At 51.1% G+C, this 26812-nt stretch carries 29 protein-coding genes and 1 tRNA gene; 12 read left to right on the forward strand and 18 right to left on the reverse strand.

What is annotated here, in order from left to right:
• Positions 1-54 precede the first annotated feature (54 nt).
• The 3 genes from ACZ2GZ_RS07975 (at position 55) to ACZ2GZ_RS07985 (ending at position 3383) form a co-directional block, all read left to right on the forward strand.
• On the forward strand, positions 55-1278 hold the full coding sequence (locus ACZ2GZ_RS07975; protein WP_214716432.1) for an MFS transporter: 1224 nt from the start codon (positions 55-57) through the stop codon (positions 1276-1278).
• 319 nt (positions 1279-1597) lie between these two features.
• Positions 1598-2335: a UMP kinase gene (pyrH, locus tag ACZ2GZ_RS07980; protein ID WP_214716430.1), complete on the forward strand. Its 738-nt coding sequence runs from the start codon at positions 1598-1600 to the stop codon at positions 2333-2335.
• Between the two features lie 211 nt (positions 2336-2546).
• Positions 2547-3383, forward strand: a complete 837-nt coding sequence (locus ACZ2GZ_RS07985) for a GGDEF domain-containing protein (protein ID WP_214716428.1) — start codon at positions 2547-2549, stop codon at positions 3381-3383.
• An 84-nt stretch (positions 3384-3467) separates the two neighbouring features.
• On the opposite strand, the gene ACZ2GZ_RS07990 is transcribed toward ACZ2GZ_RS07985, so the two are convergent.
• Entirely contained in the window at positions 3468-4136 is a 669-nt protein-coding gene (locus ACZ2GZ_RS07990) for a hypothetical protein (RefSeq protein ID WP_214716421.1), read from the reverse strand.
• 48 nt (positions 4137-4184) lie between these two features.
• On the reverse strand, positions 4185-4703 hold the full coding sequence (locus ACZ2GZ_RS07995; RefSeq protein WP_214716419.1) for a Rossmann-fold NAD(P)-binding domain-containing protein: 519 nt from the start codon (positions 4701-4703) through the stop codon (positions 4185-4187).
• A gap of 88 nt (positions 4704-4791) precedes the next feature.
• Between ACZ2GZ_RS07995 and ACZ2GZ_RS08000 the strand changes: the two genes are divergently transcribed.
• Positions 4792-5238: a GNAT family N-acetyltransferase gene (locus ACZ2GZ_RS08000; protein ID WP_251136313.1), complete on the forward strand. Its 447-nt coding sequence runs from the start codon at positions 4792-4794 to the stop codon at positions 5236-5238.
• Positions 5239-5378: 140 nt separating this feature from the next.
• Positions 5379-5795, forward strand: coding sequence for an NAD(+)--rifampin ADP-ribosyltransferase (arr, locus tag ACZ2GZ_RS08005; protein WP_214716417.1), 417 nt, complete (start codon positions 5379-5381; stop codon positions 5793-5795).
• Between the two features lie 149 nt (positions 5796-5944).
• Here arr and ACZ2GZ_RS08010 read toward each other — a convergent pair whose 3' ends face one another.
• From ACZ2GZ_RS08010 to ACZ2GZ_RS08025, 4 genes are all read right to left on the reverse strand, one after another.
• Positions 5945-6187: a hypothetical protein gene (locus ACZ2GZ_RS08010; RefSeq protein ID WP_214716415.1), complete on the reverse strand. Its 243-nt coding sequence runs from the start codon at positions 6185-6187 to the stop codon at positions 5945-5947.
• A gap of 55 nt (positions 6188-6242) precedes the next feature.
• Complete coding sequence (locus ACZ2GZ_RS08015; protein ID WP_214716413.1) at positions 6243-7301, reverse strand: ABC transporter permease; 1059 nt, start codon at positions 7299-7301, stop codon at positions 6243-6245.
• Positions 7301-8161 carry an ABC transporter permease subunit gene (locus tag ACZ2GZ_RS08020; RefSeq protein ID WP_214803879.1) on the reverse strand — a complete coding sequence of 287 codons (861 nt, stop codon included), beginning with the start codon at positions 8159-8161 and terminating at the stop codon, positions 7301-7303. Before ACZ2GZ_RS08020 ends, ACZ2GZ_RS08015 begins: the two co-directional genes overlap by 1 nt.
• 382 nt (positions 8162-8543) lie before the next feature.
• Positions 8544-8960, reverse strand: a complete 417-nt coding sequence (locus ACZ2GZ_RS08025; protein ID WP_470295177.1) for a hypothetical protein — start codon at positions 8958-8960, stop codon at positions 8544-8546.
• A gap of 75 nt (positions 8961-9035) precedes the next feature.
• On the opposite strand from ACZ2GZ_RS08025, the gene ACZ2GZ_RS08030 reads away from it, so the two are divergent.
• Positions 9036-9443 (forward strand): hypothetical protein, encoded by a 408-nt coding sequence (locus ACZ2GZ_RS08030; RefSeq protein ID WP_214716403.1) that lies wholly within the window; start codon positions 9036-9038, stop codon positions 9441-9443.
• Between the two features lie 36 nt (positions 9444-9479).
• Here the strand turns inward: ACZ2GZ_RS08030 and ACZ2GZ_RS08035 are convergent, their stop codons facing one another.
• From ACZ2GZ_RS08035 to ACZ2GZ_RS08045, 3 genes are all read right to left on the reverse strand, one after another.
• Entirely contained in the window at positions 9480-10238 is a 759-nt protein-coding gene (locus tag ACZ2GZ_RS08035; RefSeq protein WP_214713640.1) for a DUF817 domain-containing protein, read from the reverse strand.
• 8 nt (positions 10239-10246) lie between these two features.
• On the reverse strand, positions 10247-11107 hold the full coding sequence (locus tag ACZ2GZ_RS08040; protein WP_214713642.1) for a metal-dependent hydrolase: 861 nt from the start codon (positions 11105-11107) through the stop codon (positions 10247-10249).
• Between the two features lie 221 nt (positions 11108-11328).
• The gene (locus tag ACZ2GZ_RS08045; protein ID WP_029595538.1) at positions 11329-12324 is read right to left on the reverse strand and encodes a helix-turn-helix transcriptional regulator; all 996 of its coding nucleotides are present in this window, start codon (positions 12322-12324) and stop codon (positions 11329-11331) included.
• A 115-nt stretch (positions 12325-12439) separates the two neighbouring features.
• Here ACZ2GZ_RS08045 and ACZ2GZ_RS08050 point away from each other — a divergent pair, with 115 nt between their 5' ends.
• Positions 12440-13285: an alpha/beta fold hydrolase gene (locus ACZ2GZ_RS08050; protein ID WP_029595539.1), complete on the forward strand. Its 846-nt coding sequence runs from the start codon at positions 12440-12442 to the stop codon at positions 13283-13285.
• 22 nt (positions 13286-13307) lie between these two features.
• Here the strand turns inward: ACZ2GZ_RS08050 and ACZ2GZ_RS08055 are convergent, their stop codons facing one another.
• The 9 genes from ACZ2GZ_RS08055 to ACZ2GZ_RS08095 form a co-directional block, all read right to left on the reverse strand.
• Entirely contained in the window at positions 13308-13727 is a 420-nt protein-coding gene (locus ACZ2GZ_RS08055; RefSeq protein WP_214713644.1) for a YhfM domain-containing protein, read from the reverse strand.
• Between the two features lie 76 nt (positions 13728-13803).
• Complete coding sequence (locus ACZ2GZ_RS08060; protein ID WP_214713646.1) at positions 13804-14220, reverse strand: YhfM domain-containing protein; 417 nt, start codon at positions 14218-14220, stop codon at positions 13804-13806.
• Positions 14221-14308: 88 nt separating this feature from the next.
• On the reverse strand, positions 14309-14596 hold the full coding sequence (locus ACZ2GZ_RS08065; protein WP_029595544.1) for a hypothetical protein: 288 nt from the start codon (positions 14594-14596) through the stop codon (positions 14309-14311).
• 110 nt (positions 14597-14706) lie between these two features.
• Positions 14707-16125 (reverse strand): sucrose-6-phosphate hydrolase, encoded by a 1419-nt coding sequence (locus ACZ2GZ_RS08070; protein ID WP_214713648.1) that lies wholly within the window; start codon positions 16123-16125, stop codon positions 14707-14709.
• A gap of 18 nt (positions 16126-16143) precedes the next feature.
• Entirely contained in the window at positions 16144-17574 is a 1431-nt protein-coding gene (locus ACZ2GZ_RS08075; protein WP_021067362.1) for a sucrose-specific PTS transporter subunit IIBC, read from the reverse strand.
• The gene (locus ACZ2GZ_RS08080; protein WP_214713650.1) at positions 17571-18515 is read right to left on the reverse strand and encodes a carbohydrate kinase family protein; all 945 of its coding nucleotides are present in this window, start codon (positions 18513-18515) and stop codon (positions 17571-17573) included. Before ACZ2GZ_RS08080 ends, ACZ2GZ_RS08075 begins: the two co-directional genes overlap by 4 nt.
• Positions 18516-18625: 110 nt before the next feature.
• Complete coding sequence (locus ACZ2GZ_RS08085) at positions 18626-19612, reverse strand: LacI family DNA-binding transcriptional regulator (protein ID WP_021067360.1); 987 nt, start codon at positions 19610-19612, stop codon at positions 18626-18628.
• 47 nt (positions 19613-19659) lie between these two features.
• Positions 19660-20136: a GNAT family N-acetyltransferase gene (locus ACZ2GZ_RS08090; RefSeq protein ID WP_021067359.1), complete on the reverse strand. Its 477-nt coding sequence runs from the start codon at positions 20134-20136 to the stop codon at positions 19660-19662.
• 86 nt (positions 20137-20222) lie between these two features.
• On the reverse strand, positions 20223-21086 hold the full coding sequence (locus ACZ2GZ_RS08095; RefSeq protein WP_021067358.1) for a cation diffusion facilitator family transporter: 864 nt from the start codon (positions 21084-21086) through the stop codon (positions 20223-20225).
• A 180-nt stretch (positions 21087-21266) separates the two neighbouring features.
• Here ACZ2GZ_RS08095 and ACZ2GZ_RS08100 point away from each other — a divergent pair, with 180 nt between their 5' ends.
• The 5 genes from ACZ2GZ_RS08100 (at position 21267) to ACZ2GZ_RS08120 (ending at position 26663) form a co-directional block, all read left to right on the forward strand.
• Complete coding sequence (locus tag ACZ2GZ_RS08100) at positions 21267-21578, forward strand: hypothetical protein (RefSeq protein ID WP_021067357.1); 312 nt, start codon at positions 21267-21269, stop codon at positions 21576-21578.
• Positions 21579-21616: 38 nt separating this feature from the next.
• The gene (locus tag ACZ2GZ_RS08105) at positions 21617-22402 is read left to right on the forward strand and encodes a class I SAM-dependent methyltransferase (protein ID WP_029595547.1); all 786 of its coding nucleotides are present in this window, start codon (positions 21617-21619) and stop codon (positions 22400-22402) included.
• Positions 22403-22546: 144 nt separating this feature from the next.
• Entirely contained in the window at positions 22547-24919 is a 2373-nt protein-coding gene (locus ACZ2GZ_RS08110; protein WP_214713651.1) for an immune inhibitor A domain-containing protein, read from the forward strand.
• A 110-nt stretch (positions 24920-25029) separates the two neighbouring features.
• Positions 25030-25100: transfer RNA gene (locus ACZ2GZ_RS08115), tRNA-Thr, on the forward strand.
• 552 nt (positions 25101-25652) lie between these two features.
• On the forward strand, positions 25653-26663 hold the full coding sequence (locus tag ACZ2GZ_RS08120; RefSeq protein WP_214713653.1) for a hypothetical protein: 1011 nt from the start codon (positions 25653-25655) through the stop codon (positions 26661-26663).
• Positions 26664-26812 lie beyond the last annotated feature (149 nt).

The following is a 26812-nucleotide window of genomic DNA, read 5'->3' on the forward strand; positions in this document are numbered from 1 at the left end:
TGAGCCTTTTTGTGACATACTGTTCAAAATCTACTTTGAACGGGGACGATTGCGATGAATACTTGGAAACACACTTTACTCTTACTAACTGGCGTCTGCATCTCGAACCTCGGCGCCTGGGTGTATTTCATCGCCCTCAACTTGATTGTTCTCGAGATGACGCAATCGCCGTTCGCCGTCTCGGTCCACTACATTCTGGTCCCGCTCGCGGCACTATGCGCGAACGTTTGGTCAGGCTCGGTCATCGACCGTACCGATACACGCCGCTTGATGATGTGGCTTGATGCGCTCCGCGCCGTCGTCGTCTTCAGTCTCGCTTTCATCGACTCACTCGCGCTCATCTACTTGCTCGTGTTTCTATTGAACATCGCGAGTTCCGTCTTCGAATCGGCCTCCCTCGTCTACATGACCAAGCTCGTCCCAAGCGGTGACCGTCAACGGTTCAACGCCATGAAAAATTTCGTCCAATCGGCCGGATTCATCTTAGGCCCGGCCATCGCGGGATTGTTGTTCATGATCGGTACACCCGCGCTCGCGATACAATTGAACGCGCTGGCGTTGCTCGTGTCTGTCGGAATCCTCTCCCTACTACCGAAGTTGTTCACGGCCCGCGACGAAGTCGAAGTGTTCAACCTGCGCATGATTCTCGATGATTGGAAAACGGTCGTCCGATTCGCATCGACCATGCGTTACGTGACACTCGTCTATGGCCTATTCTGCGTCATGACGATTTTCATGTCGAGGCTCGACTCGCTCGAGGCGTCGTTCGCGACGCAAGTGCTCAACTTTTCTGAGAGTCGCTACGGTTTTCTCGTCAGTGTTGCCGGAGCCGGGATTATCGCTGGTTCCATCATCAACGCGACGTTCAGTGCCCGGCTGACGTTACCGTTCCTAATCAGTTTCGGTGCCATCCTAACACCTGTCGGCTATCTCGTCTTCGCCTTCTCCGAGTCATTCGTGGTCGCAGCGGTCGGATTCTTCCTGCTCACGTTCGCCTTGTCGTTCGCGAACACCGGCTTCTTGTCGTTCTATCAAAACAATGTCCCGACCGACCTGATGGGCCGCTTCTCCGGGGTGATCAACGTAGCGGAGTCCGTCTTGATTATCGGGTTGACGTTCGGCATCGGTCTCCTCGCTGAATATGTCGGGATTCGCTCGACGTATGTCGCCTTTTCACTCGCTTTCTTGCTCGTCGGCTTGGTCACGGTTCGGGTAGTGTTAGAACATTCGAAACGAGGACTGTATGAGGCGGTCGTCGTTGAAGAAAATGTGTCATGAAGCTTTAGGACATAACAAGTAGCCAATCGTGAAGGCCTTCACGATTGGCTAATTATATAATCAAAAAACTTAATGAGTCTCGACACCTATTTGATAGAGGACTTTCTAAACCATCTCATATGTTTCGAGAATGAGCTCGACCTCTTCCAACTACAAATGTTCTACATCCTCCAAAGTATCAAGTAAGATTCAGTCCACTTCAAAAATGTCACGGTCCATTGGTCCCCTTTCATTTACAATCGACCTATTAAAACCATTGCTAATTAATTGGAAAACCTATATAATTTTGGAGATTTGGAATCCGAAAGGGAGTGTAGCGTTGAACAATTATCAAAACGTGCTCATCAAATTAAGCGGAGCGGCCATCGCCGGCGAGGACAACTCAAATTTCGATGCATACAATCTCGATCAAATTGCGGCTGAAATCCTGTCATTGATCGACATGGGCATCAACGTCTCCCTGATGATCGGCGGAGGGAACATCTTCCGAGGCAACATGGCCGAGGCATGGGGCATCGATCGCGTCGAGGCCGACAACATCGGCACGCTCGGCACCGTCATCAACAGCTTGATGCTACGCGGTGTGCTGAAAAGCAAGACCGACCGCGAAGTTCGGGTCATGACGGCCATGCCGATTCCAAGTATGGCCGAGCCGTACATCCCACTGAAGGCACTCACCCATCTGAATAAAGGGTACGTCCTCATCTTCGCAGGCGGTAACGGTCAGCCGTTCGTCTCGACCGATTATCCGGCGGTTCAACGCGCGGTCGAGATGCACTGCGACGCCCTGTTCGTCGCCAAGAACGGAATCTCCGGCGTCTATACGGACGACCCGAATCGTTCGAGCACGGCAAGACAATATACGTCGCTCCACTATAACGATGTGTTGCGCCACGACTTGAAGGTGATGGATCAATCGGCACTGCTGCTCGCGCGGGACAATCAGCTCCCGGTCCATGTGTTCGACTTTGAAGAGACGGGCGCGATGAAGCGTATCTGTTCGGGCGAATCAATCGGCACGTTGATTCACGATGGCCAGACCACCCTTGCTAAATAACTGACGACACCACCGGCATCTGTGTCGGTGGTGTCGTTTACTTAATCCCGAAGAACGCACTCGCTCCGATTCGAAAAACGGTCTCGTCGTTCCAGTCTAATGTTTTATAATGAAGGTGACGGACATCTTTGATTGGTTATTCCGCATATACAGCGGGTAATTGAAGAGGTGGCTCATCGTGAGCCGATTCAAGACAGATGGAGGGGTGAACATGAAGCAATGGACTAATGAATCGATTTATTTGTTCGGTCTCATCGCTTGTATGATTGTCGGTACGATGGCTTATACCGTCCTTTTGTCTGAAAGTAACACCGGTCTTCTCGGCTACTTGATTTTACCCACCATCATACTCTCTTCTCTCATCTTCGGGATGCGAGCTGGGCTGACTCTGTCTGTCACGCTCCTCCTCTTTTTATTCATCTATTTCCGATGGTTCGCGTCCATTTACGAAGCAGGAAACGTTCAGTTTTTTAACGCCAGAGGCATCAGTTTTACGATTCTGCTTCTCGTCATGTCCATTCTGTCTGGTCTCGTTCATCAACTCGTGAAGCACGCCCAACTGTCACGGCTCGAGTTAGAGGAGCGGGCCAGACAGCTCGTAGCCGTCGATCCTGAGACGTGGCTCGATAACGCCGAACGGTTTCGAATGGACTTGAATGCAGAACGAGATCGTCTCATTCGCCACGGTGACGCCTTCACGGTGTCGTTCATTCAAATCCATGAGCTGAGACAGTTCGAGGAACGGTTTGGACGGACCGAGTGTGAATGGTTCTTGAACTACTTCAGCGACGAGCTCCATCTGGCCACAAGACGAACGGATCATAAGTACCGCGTCGCCCTAGACACGTTCGCCATCATCTATCCTCACACGTCCCCTGAGGCCGCCCGCGTCGTACATGACCGGATTCGTCCGTTACTCGAACAGTACGAACTCCAAAGCGGTGAACACGTGTCGTTGACTCATGAACATACGTTTTATGATGTGAATCGAGAAAATGGAAACGCGGTCGTTGATGAAATCAATGCGAAAATTTCTTTCACTAGTTAAAATACATCCGATGAAAAAACCTTGAATGATCAACACTTGATAGAAGTGTGCATTCAAGGTTTTTTGTGTGCTCAAACCAACTCGTCATCCCCATTGAACCGTTCCGACAGGAGAATCCAGCACTTCGATTGTCCTTAAAACTGTATCGACAATCCGGGTACGGGTATCGTTTTTCGACAGCAATATCGCCTTGCCCGTCTCATCAAAGCAATACGCAATCGGAATCGAATGGCCACAGTTTCGATACGACCCGTCGGCATGGCTCGTCCCGAGAATGATTGAGCGTTGTTGCAATGCAATCTTTTTCGCTTCTCCAGACCAGTCGCCGTACTGTTCTTCACTGAACATGCCGACTCCGATCGGATTGAAGATGAGTTGAATGGGTTCTTCCGATTTGAGTCCTTCCAGCCCCATGAAGATTTCTCGACAGAGCACATATCCGTATCGAAGACCGTCGTCATCGGCGGTTGACGGCATGAACAGCGGCATCGCCTCTGGTGTCTTGGCACGGTCCAACAGTGTCTCCCCACGTTTGTTGATGATGAGGGCCCGGTCCACGTTCTGCTCGTTCCGATACCCCATCACGACCGCTGCCTGGAACATCTTCGCAAGCTCCTTGACCTCGTCCAGATGTGTGTATTGACAATAGCCCTCCGGATACAACATCAAGTCGACCGCAGGGTTCGCTTTGATGTCTTGAATGAATTGCTCTAAGTGTTGCTCCATTTTGGGTTGACCGATCAGAATCCTCATTTGTACCGCACATCCTTCTCTCATTTGCTTTGTTTAGAATCAATCCTCTCACTTCGAAGTAAACCCGACTGAATAAAGAGGTTTCTTCTCTTGAACCGCCTCGACCACGCCTCCGGCAATCTCTTCATGCGTCAACCAACGGCGCTCCCCCTTCTCGACCCGATAGCCGAGTTGAACTTGGTGATAACGGACGTCTTCAGGGATCGTCAGACCGTTTCTCACATCGCTCGAGTTGCCGCGGCTCCCGAGAACATGGAACACGTCCGTGCCCCCGCGCAGTGCTGACAACACACACGGCAAGGCGTCAGCTGCGTCCGAATGAATCCAGGTAACGACCAGGTCGAAATCTCCATGACTCGCCATCGAACGTCGCAGCGCCTCCTTCAGACGCAAGTCGTCCAGATAGTCGACCAATACGGCAGACAGCCGGCCCGGCGATTGCTCGGTCAATCGGCTCATGTTCTCGGCATCCCGTCCGACGATGGACACGTGATACCCAACCTCTGCCAACCAAAGGACCGTCCCCGCCAGCATCCCGCTGCCGCCAATCACTAGCGCATGTTTCACGATCTATCTTTCCCTTCTGATTATAAGTAAGGAAAGGAATCCTGACTGACGAAAGCGAAATCTACATACAACATCCCCTCAAGGAGGCATGATTCCCATTCCATCGACCATCTATTCCATCAAACCAATCGAGTCGCCACGCGAACTCGATGACTCGTTCCTTGTCATGAACCAACTGCGCACCGACCTGACGCTCGAGGCCTATCACGAGCTCGTCGCCGCCATGCGACCGCAAGGCTATGAACTGTATGCATTATACGCCGACGATACCATCGTCTCACTCGCAGGGATCGAGGTACGTCTCAATCTCTATCTCGAGAAGCACGTCTTCATTTACGACCTCGTGACGTGCGTGAACCATCGCTCGAACGGATACGGCGAGATGTTGCTTCACTTCGTCCACGAATACGCCCGCGACCTTGGGGCCAAATACGTCGCCCTCGAGTCAGGACTCGCTCGAACCGAGGCGCACCGTTTTTATACTGATAAGATGGACTACGCCATCACGAGTTATTCGTTCCGTAAACAACTTTGACTTCTATGTAACGAAAAAGGAAGAGCCGAACGCTCTTCCCGTCTTTATTATATCGTGATTCACGAGCCAAAAACAGACTGTCTTCTCCTAAATTCATCCACTATACTGTGAAGACAATCTAATTGAAGGAGAGATGAAGCATGACCGATGACATGAGACCGCTCGACCCCGGCCCGTTTTTCCACGGCACGAAAGCCGAACTGAAGCTGGGGGATTTGCTTGAACCGCAGCGACGCTCGAACTATCAAGACAAGCAGTCGAACTACATTTATTTCACGGCCACCCTCGACGCCGCCAAATGGGGTGCCGAACTGGCGAGCGGTGAGGCTCGTGAGCGCATCTATCTCGTCGAACCGACGGGTGACTTCGAGAACGACCCGAATTTGACGGACAAGCGCTTCCCCGGCAACCCGACCCGGTCGTACCGGTCGAGCGCCCCGCTCAAAGTCGTAGCCGAACTCGGGGCGTGGGAACGCCACCCTGACGATGTGATCGCGCATATGCTCGACTCACTTGAGAACCTGCGGCAAGCCGGAGAAGATGTGATTGACGACTGACACGAAGTAGAAACACTTTGAGTAAATCGCACAGAAAGCGCTGATATTCAGGTAAAATTGATCATGACAAACTTGATTTATGAATGGACCGAGTTAAATCACAATCTGAAGATTAATTTATCATAGGTTTCTCATAATACTGAGCGAATTCAATCACTATGAGTGGCTGCCCGTCTTGATGAAAAGAAAGTAAACATTCCACTGGCGATGGCTGAGAACACAATTTTTAAAAGATAGTTGTGAGTAAAACCATCAATCACGTATCCCTTCAGCTTTTGCAATAGAGTGGCTTCCGGAATCCAATCAATCACATAACCGATTCCTAACATTGAAGGAAGACTCATTAACAAGTACACCGAGACAAAAACGAGCATAAACGACTTCTTGTTCACCATCTTTACCTCCTTAGTTTTACGATAATCAAGTACTAAAAGAAAGCGGATGACATCAGTGTGTGATGCCGTCCGCTTTCTTTTGATTCATCTTTTGAAACGAGCTATCCTCATGCACGAGTGTGAACGGATCCACGAGTGACGCGGCTGCCGCCTCCGCTTCAGATATCGTCTCTTCGGTGACGACCGCTTCTTGACGTCGCAACCGGAACGCCCGCTCGAGTCGGCTCGTCAGCAAGTTGCTGAGAAAGACGAGCATAGACAGTCCGAGGGCCGGGACAAGGAACATATGGTTGGTCATCCACGTCGTCGCTGTGAACTGCTTGAAATAAAAACCGAACATCGACGACCATTCAAACAGTGTCGGTCGGACCCCTTCAAACAGGAAGACGGTCCCCCCGAAAAAGACGCCGAACAACGATAGGTGGATGAGCAACATCAGTGTTTGCACGAATTGCTGCATGAAGACGATGACCAATGTCGGGACGAGGTGTGGCCACAGATGACGCCTTGTCCGGTGCCACACGCTGCCGCCTAACGTCTCGGCGACAATCATAAACTCTTGTTTGAGCAACTGCCGGACCTCGGTAATCAAATAGAGTGTGACAGCAGGCAATCCGAGCGCCACGAACACCGTCAACTGCAGCGTCACGCGGTCCAATAGCGGCGGCACCATGGTTGAGTCTGCGAAGAAAAAGGACGGGAACAGCATCATCATGGCCAACAAAGAGATGGGTAGAATCAAAAAACCATCTAACACCATTTTGAAGATTCGGTTCACGCGCGCCCCGCGAAAAGCGAGCGGAATTCCAATCAATAAACCGAGTGCCATTCGTCCGAGCGCAACAACCGCACAAATACCAACCGTCCACTTGAAGCCTTCAATCATCATTTGGAACAAATCGTTCCCGGCCCGGTCGGTACCGAGCCACTGATCTTTCGATGGTTCGAGTGGCGGGATGCCAATCAACCGACCTTCATCGGAGTAACGGTTCAAGAATTGATCGACTTGGCCATCACGGAATACGGTATTGCCGATACTGAGTAACAACAAGCTGACAAATATCGCGAATCCAATCATAAAGATCGGATCGCGTAGGAGTGCACGACGCATCAAATCCCTCCTTTCCAGGCATTCGGAATGAGCCATTCCGCTACTAAATCCAATAGGAAAATCGGGATATAAACGACCAACAAGATGACGAGCAGAATCGGCATGACCGGGTTATAGACGGCGAACCGGAAAATACCTTGGACGTTGAACAAATACTCGATAATCAACAGACTCGATAGCACCGTGATTAAGTTCGAACGGAAAAAGAGGTAGAAGCGATACACCAAATTCGGCAACAAGTGTCTCCAGAACAAGGCGGCCGGTCGGACGCCTTTGGCCCGCGCCAGCTCGAGAAACAACGACACTTCTTCCTCGAGGATATGTTTCGTCAACCATTTGAGGAAGAAGAACAGAATCGTAAGCGTCAACGTCACAATCGGTAAAAAGCGTATGTATTCGGCGAACCCACCAGCGACTTCAATCCGATCGAACCCTGTCTTCTTATAAAACGTGATGGCGAGGAATTGCGAGAAGATGAGCCAAAATAAATCCGGGATCATCTCGAGCGTCTGACTCGTTTGTTGGAGCACCGTGCGCACGCGTTTGCCGCTCCGATAAAAGAAATAAGCATACAAAAGCGCGAACCCGACCGAGACGACGAGTGACGTCATAAAGATGATGACCGTCTCTTTCATGAGCGGGGCGAGATCTGGCAATAACGGTAACTCGCGTTGTGCGGTGACGTTGTAGTATGTAATCTCATCGAGTTTCGCCAATTGGCTGAACTGTTGTTGGAGCCCGTTCCAGTAGTTCGCTGGCACGAACTCGAGTTGCACGACGAGTGACGGCAAGGCACTGATCGCAATCAATACAAATATGGTGATGAAAAACTGAGCCGATTTTTGAGCAATCCAATTCATCCGGTTCTCTCCTTTCAAAATACAAGTACATTCTCATAACCGTTTCGAGCTTACTTATAGACCATAACCTATAGGTTCCATAGATTCGATTCCAAAATAAAGCATATCTCTCATCCCAAAGTAAAAAATCTCCATTTACACTGTTATGATTTTATCATAATCATTTATGAATAAAAACAATATTCCGAAAATTTCAGAAATTTAAATAGTCTTTTGATTCGACAGTTTCCACATTGAAATCAGTGTTGTTACAACTTAACGATATTTATTCCACTCACACATTTGCTTTATCGGAAAAGTAGATTTCACATAATAATTGAATTTATAGGACGAATGGCAGAACATCATTTAAAAAAAGTATCCTTCTAATCAGAAGAATACTTTAGTATGTTGAAAAGAGCGTATCGCCGTCTTTCGACTTCAGCACATAGTCAACCCCAGTCGAATTCACTTTCGTCAACGTGACGGTACAATCAAACAACGTGACAGGCTCATATGCGACGTCCTCCGGTATGTCTGAAAAATCGTAAGACTCCTCTTCAAACCAGAGCGTCACGCCGCCTTGTTTCGACTGATTGTCAACGACGTAGTACTTCCCAGTTTCCGTCTCATAACGGCCAAGCGCGCGGTCATATGTATCAGGTACGGCGATCATAAAACAAATGATTGCGATGCATATGCTGAATATAGCTCCTAGCAATTTCATCAGTTTGCGCTCGCTCCGCCACTGTAATGCATACATAAACGTCGAGAGCACACACATGAATCCGACAAACCAAAACATAAATATTTGTGCCAACCTGATCACCTCTTTCATATTATACGAATATTGTCGAAAAATGTTTCATCATCCTATCAGATTAAGGAGTCCTATATGGCCCACTTTCTCAAATTACAAAACCTCTCCATCCTGCTCGCGCTCACCCTACTCTTAAACATTCAACTGCTCGCCAACAGCGAACGGCTTTATTTGTTGATGGGTGATGCTTATATGCTAGCCATCACTATGTTCGGTCTTGTTTCACTCATCTTGTTCACGCGGCTCATCATCAAACGTATCAGGCAACTCGCACCTTCACTATGGAACCTATCCCTGTACGTGTTATGGCTCCCTTATTTGGCGCTGTTCACCTATGTCTGGACACAAATCGTCCCCGCCCTTGGTGAAGCTTCATGGCCAAGTCCTGCCGTCGGACTAGTGATCATCGCGCTCGTATTGACGTTTCCGCTTTATATATTCATCATCCATATGATCGCCCGCTCCAAACAACAAACGACCTAAAAAACGTGTGCAACCAACGACGGTTACACACGTTTTTTATGAGAGTTCCTGTCTCCGCTTCTGCCACGCCACGAGCAAGATGCTGATGATGACGAGCAGGAACCAGGACGACAACTTGCCGAGGTCGACGAGCGCCCAGCCGCTCAGCTGATTCGGATACGCCCAACCATTGTAGAACGTGACGATATTCTCGGCGAACCAGATGAAGCAGGCAATCAAAAAGAAGGCGACAACGACAGGCATCGTGAAACGGCGGTCGTCGAGCCGATACGTGACGATGGCCCGGCCGAAGACGAGAAAGACGAGACCGATCAACACCCAGCGTAAATCGAGCCAAATGTGGTGCCAAAAGAAGTTGAAGTAGATGGCAATGCCCAGACCGAACGCAATCAGCGGTGGGGGCATCTTCAGAAACTCCAAATCGAGCCGGCGCCATGACTGGACGACGTAGCTGCCGACGCTCGCATACATGAAGCCTGCATAGAGCGGCACGCCGAACACTTTTGTCAGCGCCTCGTCCGGATAGCTCCACGACCCCATCTGGACTTTGAACAGCTCGAGGCCGAGCCCAATGACATGGAACCAGCTGATGACCTTCACTTCTTCCATCGTCTCGAGCCCGGTCTTGACGAGCACGACTTGGACGAACAGACACCAGATGAGTAGCACGTCATAGCGTGGGAGCGGAAAGTCGAACCATTTCGTCAGCGCGAGCGCTCCGAAGATGGCGACCGGGAAGATACAGCTGAGTGCTTGTTCGTAACCAAAGATTAACAAATAACGGAGACGTCGCATCTTCTCACCTACAATTCGATGTATTCGTATAAGAACGACGACTCGCCGTCAAAGAAGCGCGGGTCATATAGACCGAGTCGCTCGTCATCCTCGACGACGACCACGAACTGGGACCACTGTTTGAGCGTGATCGCTTCTTTATTCTCGGCGAAGAGCGGTGCAAGATCTGCATCGTCGGCACTCATCAACTCGTATTGGACTTCAGGATTTTGATAGACCGAGTCGCTGTAAATCGACACCGACTCATCGGTCTTCGTGATCACGGTGAACTGGGTCGGGATGAACGAGGCTGACAACGCCACCTCGTCGTGATCGGCGGCATACGACTGATACAAGTACGCGCCTTGTGCACTTTGAATCAAGACGTGCACAACGATTGCTGCCCAGGCGTAGCGATACACCTTATGCCTGACGTCCGTTCGACGTGCAATCAGCCAGGCGACGAGGAAGATGCCCCAATAGACGAAATCAACAATCGGGATGACGCCGAAAGTGACCCGGACATCGGATAACGGTTCAAAGTAACCCGTCCCCCAGGCGTTGAACAAGTCCGACGTATTATGGATGAACACAGACAATAGCGCCCACCAGAAATAGCGGATATCGGTCACCTTGAACAAGAGACGCACGAGTATGTAAATGAGTAGTGCGAACAACGGGACGAGGAAAATCGAATGAGTGATGCCACGGTGCCACATCTGATACATCCCTTCCGTGTCCCATAGTCGCGAGATGACGTCACTATCTGGGATTTGACTCCCGACGAGCGTCGTGACGAACAAGGCCCGTTTTTCGTTTGTTTGTAAGTCTCGCTTATCGGCCGCCCCGTAGAGCGTCAGACCGAACAGCGTATGGGTAATCGTATCCAACGGTCTCCTCCTTTTGATGATGGAAAAGACATCCCCCTCATGACGAGAAGGATGTCCGTCCTAACTTATTTCTCTTGGTCCATTTTCATGGCGCGTCTTGCAACGACGGCGACAAAAATGACAGCGACAATCGGAATGATTAAAGGCATCCAATTCAACATCCGCCTGTCCCCCTTCTACAAGTGTCGCAAGCAGTATATCATACCTTCATTTCAATCGTTTCAGTGAATGCTCGCCTTCGCATAACGTCCGGCCATCGCCTCGATCGTCTCGCGCATGTGGTCGCGGAGTGTCACCGGTTCGAGCACCTCGACTTGCGTCCCAAGCGACAAGAGCCAGAAGACGAAGCCATCAGATACGGCCGCGTCAAATCGAATCAGGAAGCGGTCACCGTCTTGCGCGATCGAGACGTCTTCACCGAGCTTATCGAAGATGACCGGAAGGACCCGCTCGTCGACGGCGAGGACGATTTCCTCGTCGAGCCCGTTGTACATGTTGAACGACTTTTGGAAGTAGTCGTCCGGCAAATGTTGTTTCATGCGCGGCGTGTCGTCCTCGACGATTTCTGAGTTGACGATGCGGTCGACACGATAGTTGCGGATTTCCCCGATCGACTCATCGATGCCGATCAAATAATACTGCTCATGGTTCCAATGGAGGTCAATCGGATTGACGACGTAACGTTCGCCGTCACGGCGGAGCGGGAACGTCCGCTTCGTGGTGTCAAATCCGACGACGTCCGTGTATTGGAACGAGATCGCTTTTTGTTCTTGAATCGCGCGCTGGATGCGGTCGATATGGTAAGGAATCTGTCCGTGTTTCTTCTTCGGTGTCTTGATAATCGACTGGAGCGTCTCCGCTTCCGGGATGCTCGTCAGTTTTTGAAGTTTCTCGACGATCCGCTCTGTCACGTCCTCCGAGATGAACTTGGCTGCGACGATGGCATCGACCATCATCCGGAGCTCATGGATTTCAAACAAGCGGGCCGAATGCCAATACTTTTTGGCGAGACCGTTCTTCTCGAGCTCATCCTGCACCTCGAACCCCGAATCGGTCAATGCTTGGATGTCGTCTTTCACTGATTTTTTTGCTAACTTAGAAGTATCTCCGATAGTAGATAAATATTCGAGCAAGTCTTCTAACGTCTTTGGATGATTGTCATCTGTGTGGCGTTCGAAAAACCGTCTCACCTCGAGTAACCGTTCTCGGTTGTTCACGGTTTAATCCCCTTTCACTTCTCTATGTAAAATATGTATAAACAGACAGTAGCATGTTATTTCCATGAAATAAAGTTATTTTCCATTACAATCGGTTTAAGGAGGCCATTCCGTTTTGAAACATTACGCGCACGTCAACGGCACGAAAATCGAATATATGGACCGAGGTCACGGTCCGGTCATCATCCTGATTCATGGGACCCAGTCGTCAAGCCTCGAACCGTACCATGTGGACCGGCTCGTCGTGTCCGGTTTTCGGGTCATTGTCCCATCCCGTCCCGGTTACGGTGAGACTCCGTACTCATTTTCAGCCTCACCGCAAGCATTCGCCGCTAGCTTGCGTCGCATGATGGAAGTCATGGCGATCGATCAGTATCACGTGTATGGCATCTCGGCCGGGGGACCGACCGCCATCGAGCTCGCGTCGCAGAATGAGCATGCGCTCAGTCTCACGCTCGCGGCCGCAGTGACGAGTGTCGTCGACTTCCCGTATCGGCACTACGTCAGCCGTAACGTCGCCCAACCTGCGTTCATCGCGCTACAGTTCGCCATGAGAAAGTTCGTCCTCCGGGCGATTCAAAAACAGCCGTTCGAAGCGACGGCCCGCATGATTCAATCGACGAGCCTGCTCGCACTCGATGTCATTCGTGACGAAGTGACCCCGTACGATATCTTCTTATTGAAACGGGTCGCGAACCAAATGGCGTTCGGTCTCGGTGCCCAGTTCGACCTGCGGCAACAAGTGACCGATGAAGCGCTGCTCGGGGTGACGTGCCCGACGTATATCGTCCACTCCAAAAATGACAAGGCCGTTCCGGTCCGCCATGCGCATCATGCGAAGCGACTCATTCCGCACGCCCAACTCACCATCTTGAACAGCCCTGGTCATCTGATTTGGATTGGGCGTCAAGCGCGGAAGAGCGAGCAACAAATCGAGCGCTTTATCCGCTTCAACTCGTAAGACGCCATTCCAGGCGTCTTTTTTAGTCGCCTGACTCGAGCAGATCAATCAATTCCTCTGTCACGTCAGCCGGGAGGCGGTACCCGATGTTCGTGTCGTCCGCGTCATAAAGGCTACTGACGGATTTCGGATCATCGTTCAGCCATAAGTAATAGCGATTCGTCTCCCCGTCCTCGAAGTGGACCTCAATATCGTATTCAGGACCGACCGAATTGGCGACACCGGGAAGCTCGTCCGCCTCACGCAGCATGTCTTCGAATACTCGAATCGATTCCGACTCGTCGAACGTGACGACATCGCGCTCTTGGAAACTTGAAAAACCGTCCGATTTCGAGACGCGGACTTCTTCAATCCCATCCGTCCGAAAATCGTTCGAGCCGCAGCCAGTCAAAGTAAGGGCTAATATTATATAACCAAGAACTGACATATGACGTTGTTTCATAAATAGACTCCCTTTGTTTGTGTATGGTTGATATACGCGATGAAAGCTAGTAAAGTTCCCATCACATGTCTATCGATCACTCGTCCACCCCGAGCACTTGAATCAACCGATTCGTCATGTCTGCCGACACGCGATAGATGAGGTGTGAATGGGTCACGTCCATCAAATAGCTCGGTTGCTGCTTCTGTCCGAGCCATAGTTGATACTGCGCCATCACCCCGCCCTTCCAATGAATCTCTAAATCAAAGTCCGGTTCCCCGTGAATGGAATCTTCGAGCGCATCATCTGCATTGCGCAACATGTCTGCGAACGGTCTCACTTTTTCGACTCCATTGAACATAATGAAATCCGTCTCATTGAACGAACCGATCCCTGACGACTCAGCGACTCGCGCTTGAATCATTTCTTCATTATTCAATTCAGAACTATCTGGTTCCATGAATGCCTTAATCATCACCGAAGCCCCTGTCAATATGGCTCGATTTAGTTTCATGCCTTTCACCCCATTCACGTTGATAGTCATCATTTACGAGAATCCGGACGAAAGGTTTCACAATTTCTGACATCGGATTGTGATCCGTTCATGCCCGTCTCCTCGTTCGCTCCAAGAAAATCGGCAATAGGTTCAATAGAATCGAGATGCTGGTGAGAACCCATAATGCCCGTCCCATGCCGGGGATGACATCCGCCAATGCACCCCAATCTTCCGCTTCGACCCAGACCGACAAATAACTGTAATCTGCACACACCGTCAACGCGGTCAGCGATAACGCAAGCGCCATCGGCAGTTTGTAATCTTTCCCGACGCTAAACGTATACAAATTGACCAGTGTCGCGCCAATCGCGAGCAATCCTAAAATCATCCACATTTCTAAACCGCCCCCTATCTAATATGTAAGTTATTACCTATTCTCAGAGTAACACAAGCCACTTCATTTATAGACAAACAAAAAAAGCCGAGCCGAAGCTCAGCTTTTCCTTATTGATACGTCCAACCGGTCAGGCTCGCAGTCGCGCCTTCGTAGCGCAACTGTTTCTCGAGCTCGCTCGGGAAGACACGGAGTGTCGCGACCGCCTCTCCGTCATTGACAAAGCATTCGACACTTGACGAGTCGACGAACAAATGAAGCGACGTCACGGCAATCGCTTTCGTCCGTGTCGTGCCATACTCGGTCGCGAACGTCTCGCCGGCATGCGTCCGGTCGATCGTCAATTCGCCTGCCGCTGCGTCGTATCGGATGACGAATGACTCGTCGCCGACTTGAAGCAAGTCGAGGCTGAAGTCTAAGCCGTCCGTTTTCAGCTCCAGCTCGTAACGGTCCGGTGTCGCGACGCTGACCGACGTGCCAGTCGCGTCGAGAAATGTGTCTCGGCGAAGCGTTGTCATCTCCGCCACCGGACGCTGCTTAAGCATCCCGTCCTCAATTGTGAGCACTCGCGGTAGCGTCAAGGCGTGTGCCCAGCCGAAGCGGTCCGTCGGATACTCGATCTCAGGCAAGCCCATCCATCCGACGAGGACGCGACGTCCGTCTTGTTCGGTCGTCTGCGGCGCATAGAAATCGAAACCGAAGTCGAGTTCCTCGAACGCGCCGTGGGTGAACGTCAACGTTTTAAGGTCGAGCTTGCCGATCAAGAATCCGGACTGATAGATGTTGTGATAGCGATGCCCGTCCGGTTCAATCCCTTGCGGCGAGAAGACGAGGACATGCTGTCCGTTCAGTTCGAACACGTCGGGACATTCCCACATGTAGCCGAACGAATCGAGTCCCGTCTTAATCTCACCGAGAAACGTCCACTCATCCAAGTCGATCGAGCGGTACAACACGACGCATCCTGTCTCGTCCGTGCGTTGTGCGCCGACGACGGCGTAATAGATGCCGTCCTCGAGCCATACTTTCGGGTCACGGAAGTGTTCCGTGTACCCGGCCGGCACGTCCGGGATCGCGACGTTCCGACGTTCGATTTTGCCGTCTCGTAATACACCGATGACCTGCGAGGCGTGACGCGTCCAGTCATCCGTCCGGTGATTGCCGGTGTACATGACGTGGAGTTCTCCGTCCTTCACGAACCCGCTGCCTGAATAGGCACCGTGTGAATCTTCGGTCGTCTCCGGGACTAACGCTACCCCGCGGTCCGTCCACGTGACGAGGTCGGGTGATGTGACATGATACCAATGCTTGAGACCGTGTACCGGTCCAAGCGGGAACCACTGATAAAACATGTGATATTCCCCGTTGTAATATGCGAATCCGTTCGGGTCGTTCAGGAGTCCCGTCGGCGGTTGGATATGGTATCCGAACCGCCACGGGGAAGCCGCCGTCTTTGTGCGGAGCGTCTCCATCTCGAGGGCACTCACGTCACGTAACGAGCGATAACGCTCTGCCTTCGTCCAACTCATAACATCACTTCCTTTTTCTTAAGCTGCTTCTTTTACTGCTTCTTTTTTCGCTTGGCGTTTTGCGAGCACGAACGTCAATCCGAAGGCGACCGCGAAGGCAATGGCCATCCCGATGATATACGAGACGATTGACGCTGGTGCAATCGAGATAATCCCTGGAAGACCTGCCGCACCGAGGGCGACGGCGAGGACTTCACGTCCGACGATGAACGCCGAGGCAATTCCTGAGCCGATGATGGCCGCGATGAACGGATAGCGTAGTTTCAAGTTGACCCCGAACATGGCCGGCTCCGTGATTCCGAGGAGTGCCGAGATACCAGATGCCGAAGCGACACCTTTCATCTTTTGATCACGTGTCAAGAAGAAGACGGCGAGTGTGGCCGCACCTTGCGCGACGTTCGACATCGCGGCGATCGGGAAGATGAACGACCCGCCTGTGCGGGCGATATCCGCGAGAAGTTGTGTCTCGATGGCGATAAAGCTGTGGTGCATCCCTGTGATGACGATTGGTGCGTACAAGAGACCCATGACGAGACCGCCGAAGAAGCCGAGTGAGTCGTACGTCCAAACGAGACCGTCGATAATCAAGTTACCCGCTTCACGCGTGATCGGTCCGACGAAAGCGAACGTGACGAACGCTGTGATGAGGAGCGAGAGGAGCGGTGTGAGCAAGATATCGAGTGAAGCTGGCATGAATTTACGGATATTGATTTCAAGTTTCGACAAGATATAAGCGGATACGAGGACCGGTAACACTTGTCCTTGGTAACCGAGCTTCTCGATTTCAAAGCCGAGAATATTCCAAACCGGAATATCGCCAACCGTTGCTTGCGCGTAGGCGTTGACGAGATCCGGGTGAACCATGATCATCCCGAGCGCGGCGCCAAGGTACGGGTTACCCCCAAACCGCTTGGCGGCGGAGAAACCTATCAGGACAGGTAAGAAGACGAAGGCGGCGTTGGCGAACGTGTTGATCATCGCGGCGAGGTCGGCGATGCCAGGGTACTGGTCAATCAATGAGCTGCCTTCGAAGAACAAATCAGGTGCCGTGAGCAAGTTGTTGATCCCCATCAAGAGACCACCGGCGACGATGGCCGGGATGATCGGGACGAAAATATCAGACAACATCTTAACGAACTGTTGGAGTGGGTTGCCTTTCTTCGCACCGGCCGACTTGACGTCGCTTGTCGACATATCGCCGAGGCCTGTCAGTTGAGCGAATTCGGCGTATACCTTGTTGACCGTACCTGTACCAATGATGATTTGATATTGGCCACCCGTCGAGAACGTCCCTTTGACGACGTCTAAGGCGTCCAACTTCTTCTCATCGACTTTCGATTCGTCGTTCAAGACGAGGCGGAGCCGGGTCGCACAGTGGGCCGCGGCGGCGACGTTGTCTTTTCCGCCGATTGCCTCTAAAATCGCTTCTGCTTCTTGTCTGTAGTTCATGCTGGTTTCCCTCCTAGCGCTTCAAGCACGCGTTGTTGTGTTGGTATGGCTGGAATCGCGCCGTATGCAGTGCATGTCAATGCACCGGTCACGTTCGCATATTCGATGTCCTGCAAGAGTCGGTCGTCATCCATCCCGAGTGTCGACAACCGATATAGATAGGCTCCGACGAAGGCGTCGCCCGCTCCCGTCGAATCGACGCTGTCGATTTTCACTGAAGCGATGACATCTTCGACATCTTTCGTCGCAATCAGCGTCCCGCGCGAGCCGAGCGTGATGGCGATTCGTTTCGCACCCGCTTCAAGCAGTGACGCGACCGCTTGATTCAAATCTTCAAGCCCCGTCAACAAGTGCGCCTCTTCTTCGCTCAATTTGACGAAGTCGGATTCAGCGATGAAATGGAGCGAATCTTGTTTGAACGCCTCGAGGTCGGTCACAAGCGCGTCACGGTAGTTCGGATCGAACGAGACGAACAGGCCGTCACGTTTGGCGAACTGAAGAAGTTTGAAGTAGGCGTTCTTTAACTCGCCGTCGAGGAGCGCCGTCGCCGACCCGAAATGGACGATGTCTCCAGACTTGAATGCCGACAAGTCAATCGACTCGAACGCGTAGTCACCGTCGCTGCCGCGGCGGAACGTGAAGTCCCGTTCTCCGTCTTCTTGAATCGAGACGAACGCGAACGTCGTGTCACCTTCCTCAACGAGGTTCTCGACGCCGACACCGTTATCAACGAGCGTCTGTTTTAAAAATCGGCCGAACGGGTCAGCCCCGACTTGACCGAGGAAGCTCGAGCTTCCACCGTGTTTGCTGACGACGGCCGCGACGTTTGCCGGTGCGCCCCCTGCTTTCTTCACGAATGTCGTCCCGTTGACGAGGTCGCTCGACGCGTCCTCACAAACCCAATCAATCAATAGTTCACCAATGCAATGTACGGTATTCATCCGTCCACCTCCATGTCTGAATGTATTGCTTCGTAGCATCTGTCGAACCGGTTCCAAAAACAAATAAAAAAATGTTGCGGAACCGGTTCCGCAACACAAATGTAAACGATTTAATTTAAAATGTCAACGCTTTCGCGCAGTTTTAATTCAAAAGTTGTGAACGTTTTCATCGGGATGGTTTCACCTGTTAACAACTGGAGAATCATGTCAGCCGCTCGGGATCCGGTCCGACGGTATGGGAGGTGGACCGTCGTGATGGACGGATGGAGCACTTCGGTAAAATCATAGCCTCCAAATCCACTCACCGAGATGTCGCCCGGGACCGTCTTGCCGGCGTTGGCAAGTCCCTTCAACACGCCGAGTGCGATGTTGTCGGTCGCACAGACGACGAGTGACGCCGACAGCTCATGCCCTATCTGAGCCCCAATCGGAATCGCGTCATCGATTTTAAATGACGTCGTGTACGTCTTCACATCCGCCCCTGCCTCGTTGAAGGCGCGTAAGAAACCATCACGTCTCGTTTGACCGACGGCGATGTCGTACTCCTCGACGCCCACATAGATGATGTCGCGATGTCCCCAATCCATGAACTGCTTTCCGAGGGCGTACGCCGCGTCAAAGTCGGGATAAACGAGGCTATGAACGTGTCCATGTTCCTGACCGATCAATAAGACGGGGATTTGAATGTCTTGTATTGCCTGCAAGTGTCGCTCCGTCACGGTCGTCCCGAGCCAGATGATACCGGCCACTTTTTGTTTCGCCAAGTTATACAACTGCTCGATTTCCCGTTCGGTCTGTTGGGCCGTGTTGACGACGAGCATTTGATACCCGCGTTCGGTCAGTCGTTCATCGATGCCCATCATGGTCCGCGAAGCGGCATAGGAATCGAGCCGCGGCACGATGACACCAATCATTTTTGTCTGTTTCGACTTCAAGCTTTGCGCGAACTGGTTCGGCTCATAGTTCGTCTCTTGGATGACGCGCTCAATCTTGTCGCGGGTCGCCTGTCCGACCGAGCCCCCGTTCAAGTAACGGGAAACGGTGCTTTTCGCAACTCCGGCCAATTTGGCGATGTCATTGATTGTCACTTGTTTCATCTCAAAAACCTCCATACGAAAAAACTGACGCGTTAGACGCCGTCAGTTCAATGGTTGATTACATATCGTTTTTTAAAGTTTAAATAATAAAGGCCGTTCCGTTTCTCGAAGCCGTTCTTCTCGAGGACATGGCGTACCGCTTCCTGATGCGGACTCGTCGGCGGGATGCCGGCGCGGACCGTATGCCCTTCTTTCAAATCGGACTGCTCGAGCGCGAGGCGAAGCCCTTCAGTCGCATAACCCTTGTCTTTGAATGGGTCGAACACCATCAAATCAAGCTGATAGACGCGAGCCAGTTTCAAGAGCAACACTTTTCCGACGACTTGACCATCGACACGGAGGTCGTAATAGAAGTCCTCCCCATAGCTATGGGCGTCGGCTGAGTACACCTGCTCTTCGCCCATCTCGACAAAGATGCCTTTTAACTCTTCGGCTGACATGCCGTAAGAACTTTGACCGTATTTTTTAAAATGCTCATATTCGATCTCATCAATCTGACGAATAGGTTGACGCACGATTTCCATCCCGTGCCCTCCTTAACAGTTATCTCATTGTCTTTCCACACTCATTATATACGAACGGCGCCGTGAAGCGCAAAAGATAACCGAAATCAGACCGGTTCGATGTGAATGTGGACTGTATCGACGGCATGGTGTTCGTCGAGTTCGCGCTCGATGTCATCACATAAATCGTGCGCCTCCTCGACGGTGAGGCTTCCTTCGACGGCAATCGTCACATCGAGCATGACGTGATTGCCGAGGTGGCGTCCTTTGATTTCACGGACTTCCTTGACGGCATCAAAGTGTTGGATCGTCTCTTCATACGAATCGACAAGGTCCGGTGGGAACCCGTCCGAGAGCTGATGGGTCGCGTCGAGAAAGATTTGAATCGCCGTCCGGATAATCATCCCCGCGATGAGGACGGCGAGCACCGTATCCATCCACGGCAATTTAAAGTAGGCAAACAGGACGCCGAGCGTCGCCCCGATTGAAATCATGGCGTCGGCGAGATTGTCTTTCGCTGCCGCCTTCAAGGCGAGTGACCGGGTCTGCTTGGCCAATCTCGAATTGTACGCATATACGCCGAACATGACGAGCGCACTCACGAACGCGACGACGGCCGCGAGCGGGTTCGGTTCCACGTATTCGCCCCCTATCAGAGTGGCGATACTGTTCAATAGAACGAACACCCCAACGGCGACCATGATCAGTGATGCGACGAGTGCGGCGAGTGTCTCCATCTTGGCGTGCCCGTATTTATGTTCCGCGTCCCGGGGCAGTGCGGCGATGCGAATGCCGATATAAACGGCGATTGAAGCGATGATATCGGTCGTGTTATTGAATCCGTCGGCGAGGACGGCTTCCGAATTATACAAATAACCGAATACGACTTTTAGGACAGATAAGACCAAATACGTCGTGATGGATAAAATGGCGCCTTTGAGCGCTTTTGGTGGATGAGTTGTCGACTGCATCCGACCACCTCCTTATTAGCTAAGTCAGTATACCAGTCGAATGTCGTGTGGGCATAGAGAAACAGTGTTTCCCTCAGTCAAATAAAATGGAATATATTCCCGGTAGTTTCGTCTTTCGATAATTATGGTAAAGTAAATGAGAAGATACCTAACGGTTACCCAACAAAAGAGGTGAAACGAATGTTTACAGAACGTGATGGAATCAAGCTTCGCTTGGAACAAATTGACAGATTACTCGCCGATTTGAACCGAGAAGCAAAACAGTTGATGGCTCGTCTGCGTGAACTCGACGCAAGCGGTGAAAACCCGCATGAAGTGACGCTCAAGCCGGAAGATCGTGATACGCTCAAATCGTCAATCGATGAGACGCTCGAAGCGCTTCAAAGCCGCTCGAAACGCCCGATCAACCCGAATGATGAGAAGAAGAAAGAACTCGCCTCGCATAAGGCGCTCATCGATGAATTGTCGGATTTACTCAGCAAGAAAAAATGAGACGCCTCCGCGTCTCATTTTTTCAGTAAGGAGATGCTATGACCTATATCGTTACGACTTGTTTACGCCCAACCGAGGCAACCATCGAACGGGCCGCGGCTCACGCAGCAACGTACGACGTCCGTTTTATCCCCCGACGCAAACACTCCATCGACACGTTAAAGCAACGCCACCAGACAGGCGTCCTCGTCTTTGATAAGCGCCGTGTCGAATATACCCCACTCGACGGAGATGAACCGTTCTTTTTCCACCCATCGAGCTCGGTTTTCCGTGTGAAGCAACTTGCGCGCGGTGGGAACGACCCGCTCGTCGATGCTGCCGCAATCAAACCAGGTGACCGCGTCCTCGACTGCACACTCGGGCTCGGCTCGGACAGCATCGTCCTCAGTCATGCCGTCGGTCCGACCGGTCGCGCCGTCGGTCTCGAGAGTGAGTTCGTCACCGCGATGCTCGTCAAAGAAGGCTTGACCGTCTGGGAAGAGAAACACGATGCGGTCAATGAGGCGATGCGTCGACTCGAGGTCGTCTGGACGGATGCCCTCACCTATTTGAAATCATGCCCGGACGATTCGTTCGACGTCGTCTACTTCGATCCGATGTTCGAAAAGACGATTTCAGAATCGGTTCACTTGAACCCATTACGTTCACTCGCCAACACGAATCCACTGTCTCTTGAACTCATGACGGAGGCCCGTCGTGTCGCGGCCAGACGGATTGTCCTAAAGGCTCATTTTGAGAGTGAGACGTTCGAAACGTTTGGTTTTACAAGGATTGTTCGCAAAACATCCAAATTTCATTACGGCATCATCGATGTAGAGACTTGACCCCTTAGGTCTTTAGGACCAATCGGGACGAAAGTCTCTTTTTTCGATTCTTATTTTCTGAATATTGACATTAATCTGACACAAGTTTAATGTTGGATTCAAGCTCACACAATTTCCCATTATTTTCACAGGAGGTTAGTACAAATGAAAAAACGTTCCATCCGTCGCACGACGCTCGCCGTCGCGCTGACATCGGTCATGAGCGTCAGTGCGATCCCGGCCGTCGGTGCCGCTCCACTCGCCGCCTCACCGCTACCAACCCCAAGCACGAATGCTCCATTCGATCACAACATCATCGATGAGGATCGGCTCGCCAAAGCGCTCGAGAAACGAGGCGTCATCAAAAAAGGGCTTTCGGCCACCGAGCGCCAAAAGGCCGTCGATGCCTATATCGAGAAGAAGCAAGGTAATGCGCAAGACGTCCATAAGCACGGCTTGAACGATAAAGCCGCTGAAGCAAAAGAGAAGATACATAACCAATTCGAGAAAGAATCGAAACGTCTCCTCGACAAAGCGAAAAAAGGACAAGCGAACTATCGGAAAGGCAAGCCGAACGGCCAAGTCAAAGTCGACCCGGCCAAGCAAGCTGGCTATAACGGCGCCGTCCGTGAAGACAAAGTACTCGTCCTTCTCGTCGAATATAGCGACTTCAAACATAACAACGTCGTCCAAGAAGAAGGTTATCTTTATAGCGACAACTTCAGTAAAGAACACTACGAGCAGTATATGTTCGGCGACGAGTCGTTCGAACTGTTCAACGGTGAAAAAGTCCAAACGTTCAAACAGTATTATGAAGAGCAGTCGGGCGGCAGCTACACGGTCGACGGCACGGTTTCTGACTGGTTGACCGTCCCAGGCACGGCGAAAGACTATGGTGGTGACAATCCGGCTGGCGGGAATGACAACATCGGACCAGGTCCGCGTCAACTCGTTAAAGACACGTTGAACGCGGCAGTCGCTTCAGGCATGGACCTCGCCGAATATGATGAATACGATTTATATGACCTCGACGGTGACGGCGACTTCAACGAGCCGGACGGCTTGGTCGACCACTTGATGATCATCCATGCCGGTACCGGCCAAGAAGCGGGTGGCGGTGTCCTTGGTGATGATGCAGTCTGGTCACACCGTTGGGTCGTCGGGAACAGCCCTTACCGTGTAGCTGGAACGACAGCCGACGTCCCATACTGGGGCGGTCAAATGGCGGCATTCGATTACACGATTCAACCGGAAGACGGCGCAGTCGGCGTCTTCGCTCACGAATATGGTCACGACCTCGGTCTTCCAGATGAATATGACACACAGTACACAGGCCAAGGCGAGCCGATCCAATCATGGTCGATTATGAGTGGCGGCAGTTGGGCCGGTAAAGTGGCAGGTACTGAGCCGACGAGCTTCTCGCCACAAAACAAAGAGTACTTCCAAAAATTGATGGGCGGCAACTGGGCGAACATCACGGAAGTCGATCTTGAAGACATCACACAACAAGGTTTCGTCTCGAAACTCGATCAATCGGTGACGAAATCAACGAACCCTGGTTTGTTGAAAGTAAATCTTCCTGACAAGAAAGTAAAAGGCATCGAGCCAGCATACGGCGAGTATTACTACTACTCGACGAAAGGCGATAACTTGCATACCGAACTCGCTACACCGACGGTCAAACTCGGTGCGGACGGCACGCTCGCGTTCGACACACGTTTTGATGTCGAGTTTGACTACGACTACTTGTACGTGAAAGCACTCAGCGGCGGCAAAGAAGTCGTCCTTGACGTCTATGGCGATGACAACACTGGAAACGGTGCGGAATCGACGAACGGCGCTTGGGTGAACAAATCGTACGACTTGTCTCAATTCGCGGGTCAAGACGTGCAAATCGTCTTCGAATACGTGACAGACGGTGGACTTGCCCTTGAAGGGTTCGCACTCGACAACTTGTCAATCACGTCAGGCGGTCAATCACTTCTCGCAGACGATGCGGAAGGCGCAGAGAAAGTCACACTCGACGGCTTCGTCAAGTCGGACGGCTATGACACGAAACCGCACTACTACTACCTCGAATGGCGCAACCATGTAGGCGCTGATACTGGTCTCTTGAACGGCCGTGGCGTCAAGTACAACACAGGTCTCGTCGTCTGGTATGCGGATGATTCGTTCTCAGACAACTGGGTCGGGATTCACCCGGGTGAAGGTTTCCTAGGTGTCGTCGACTCACACCCTGAGGCGATCATCGGCAACTTGAACGGGAAAGAGACAGTCACGGGCAGCACGCGTTACCAAATCGCCGACGCGGCGTTCAGCTTAGATAAGACGCTCCCATGGTACATCGACTCACCGAGCCGTGGCATCTATGACTACAAAGCTCAACCAGGCGTGAAGCAATTCAACGACGCCAACACGTATATCAACTCGCTCATCCCGGATGCGGGCCGTAAACTTCCACAATACGGTCTCGTCGTCGACGTCGTCGGCGAAGCGAAAGACAACTCGGCTGGAGCCGTTTGGGTCCGTACGAAGTAAGCTTGATTCAACGCACCCCCGCCCTTCTCACTTTGAGAAGGATGGGGGTCTTATTATTCTAAAAAAGCTTGAAATTTCAGATCAGACTGTGTAACATACTAGATGTAACCGCCTCTGTAGGTTAGTGGCAGACCTCAGCAATGGTAATGCTGCAGCACGAGTTCGATTCTCGTCGGAGGCATCAAGAATACCGCTCAATCAAGCGGTTCAGAGCACTTCCTGTTTATGACAGGAGGTGCTTTTTATTTATCCGTGAACACAACTTTGACAGACGACAAAAAACGCCCCGAAGGACGCTTATTTGATGTATTCCCTAATCTTTTCTAAACTTTTAACTGATCATTCAATTTGTTTTCTTTAGGTTGATAGCTCTCTTTAGAAGTGAAAAAGAAAATGATAGACAGTATAAAAAGTGCTACAGGAAATATTATTAAAGAAGCATTAAATTTAGTGGAACTAATAGCATACTCGCCATACAAATAAATCGTCATCCATAAAGAGTTACATAATAAAATCACTGCCGATATAATTTTCATAATTTGCCCACCTTTCAAGTGATATTATAACCGATTTCCGAGCCACTTTTGGACGCTTCCTAAAACTTACAAAATATCATTCATTAATATTATTTATTGGTGTCTAATTACAATTAGATACTCCATTTAACAAATATGGGTATACATAGTTTAGATGATGTTACAATAGACTCGATGAAAGAAGGGAGTGTTTTTTGATGTCAGTCGACTGGTATTACGCTCTGAACATAATCTTGATGTTGACGGCGGGAATCGCGTTCATGGCGAGAAGTTATTTTATCAAGAAAGTCATTGAGGGTGACGAATCCGTCTACCAACACAAGCAAAACAAGCGTCGCGTCCATCAATCGAGCATTATCTTGGCGGCTGGGGTTCTTGGGATTCTCATTTTAATAGGAGCAACCAGCTTACAAGAAGACGATTCGGCAGTCGAAACAGCGACGGACCAGACGGAAACAATGATACTCGCGGATGGCGAATATGGGCCAGGCACTTATAAGGTCGGTACAGACATCGACGCCGGTGAGTACAAGCTCACTGCTGCTGATGAAGATTATCACGGCTATTATGAGGTAAAGACTGATTCTTCGCCAGATGGGGACATGGTCGGAAACTCGATGTTCGAAACCACAGAGTATGTAAGTGTCGAGGATGGCCAGTATTTAATCGTCAAACGCGCAACCTTCGCAATGAGTAAAGAGGCTACCGTGGCTGAACCAAAAGAAACGGACAAAGATTCAATTTTAGAGCCGACCGATGACACTGTCGATGCGTTCTTTGATACTCCGGAACAGGAAGCTGAGTTTTTCAAAGCAATCGCACTGACGGTGGAACAAGGACGTGAGACGATACAGTTAGCATCTGCCTTGACGCGAACATGCGGAAAGCTATGCCCTGATGTCCCTGGTGAGGAGTGGGTGTTGCAACTCGAATCGGCGAACAACGAAATGTTCGGACTGCAACGAAGTCTTCACGATTTCGCTATTGACCTACGCGTTATCCCCGTCGGCAGTTCGGAGAATATCGACTTTACGCAACGGGACGAGCTTGCCAGTGAATTTGAACGAGTCTCAGAACTCATCACCCCAATTATGCTGAAAGAAGATTGGGCGACATGGGACGACGCCAATGCGGCGGTCGATGAAGCAATCACGCTTATGCAAAATATGCGCGCCGAAGACGTTTACACGGTCCCGAATCAACAATGAAGTTATGTAAAAATCGTGCACAGTAACGTGCACACTTACCGCCCATGCACAGGCGAATTCACAGTTTTTCCAACTACTTTCTTACAAATTCAAGACCATCAACCCGCATAACGGCGCGAATTCTCAAGCGTTCTCATTCCCACGAAAAA

It is taken from the genome of Exiguobacterium sp. KKT215, assembly GCF_055635335.1.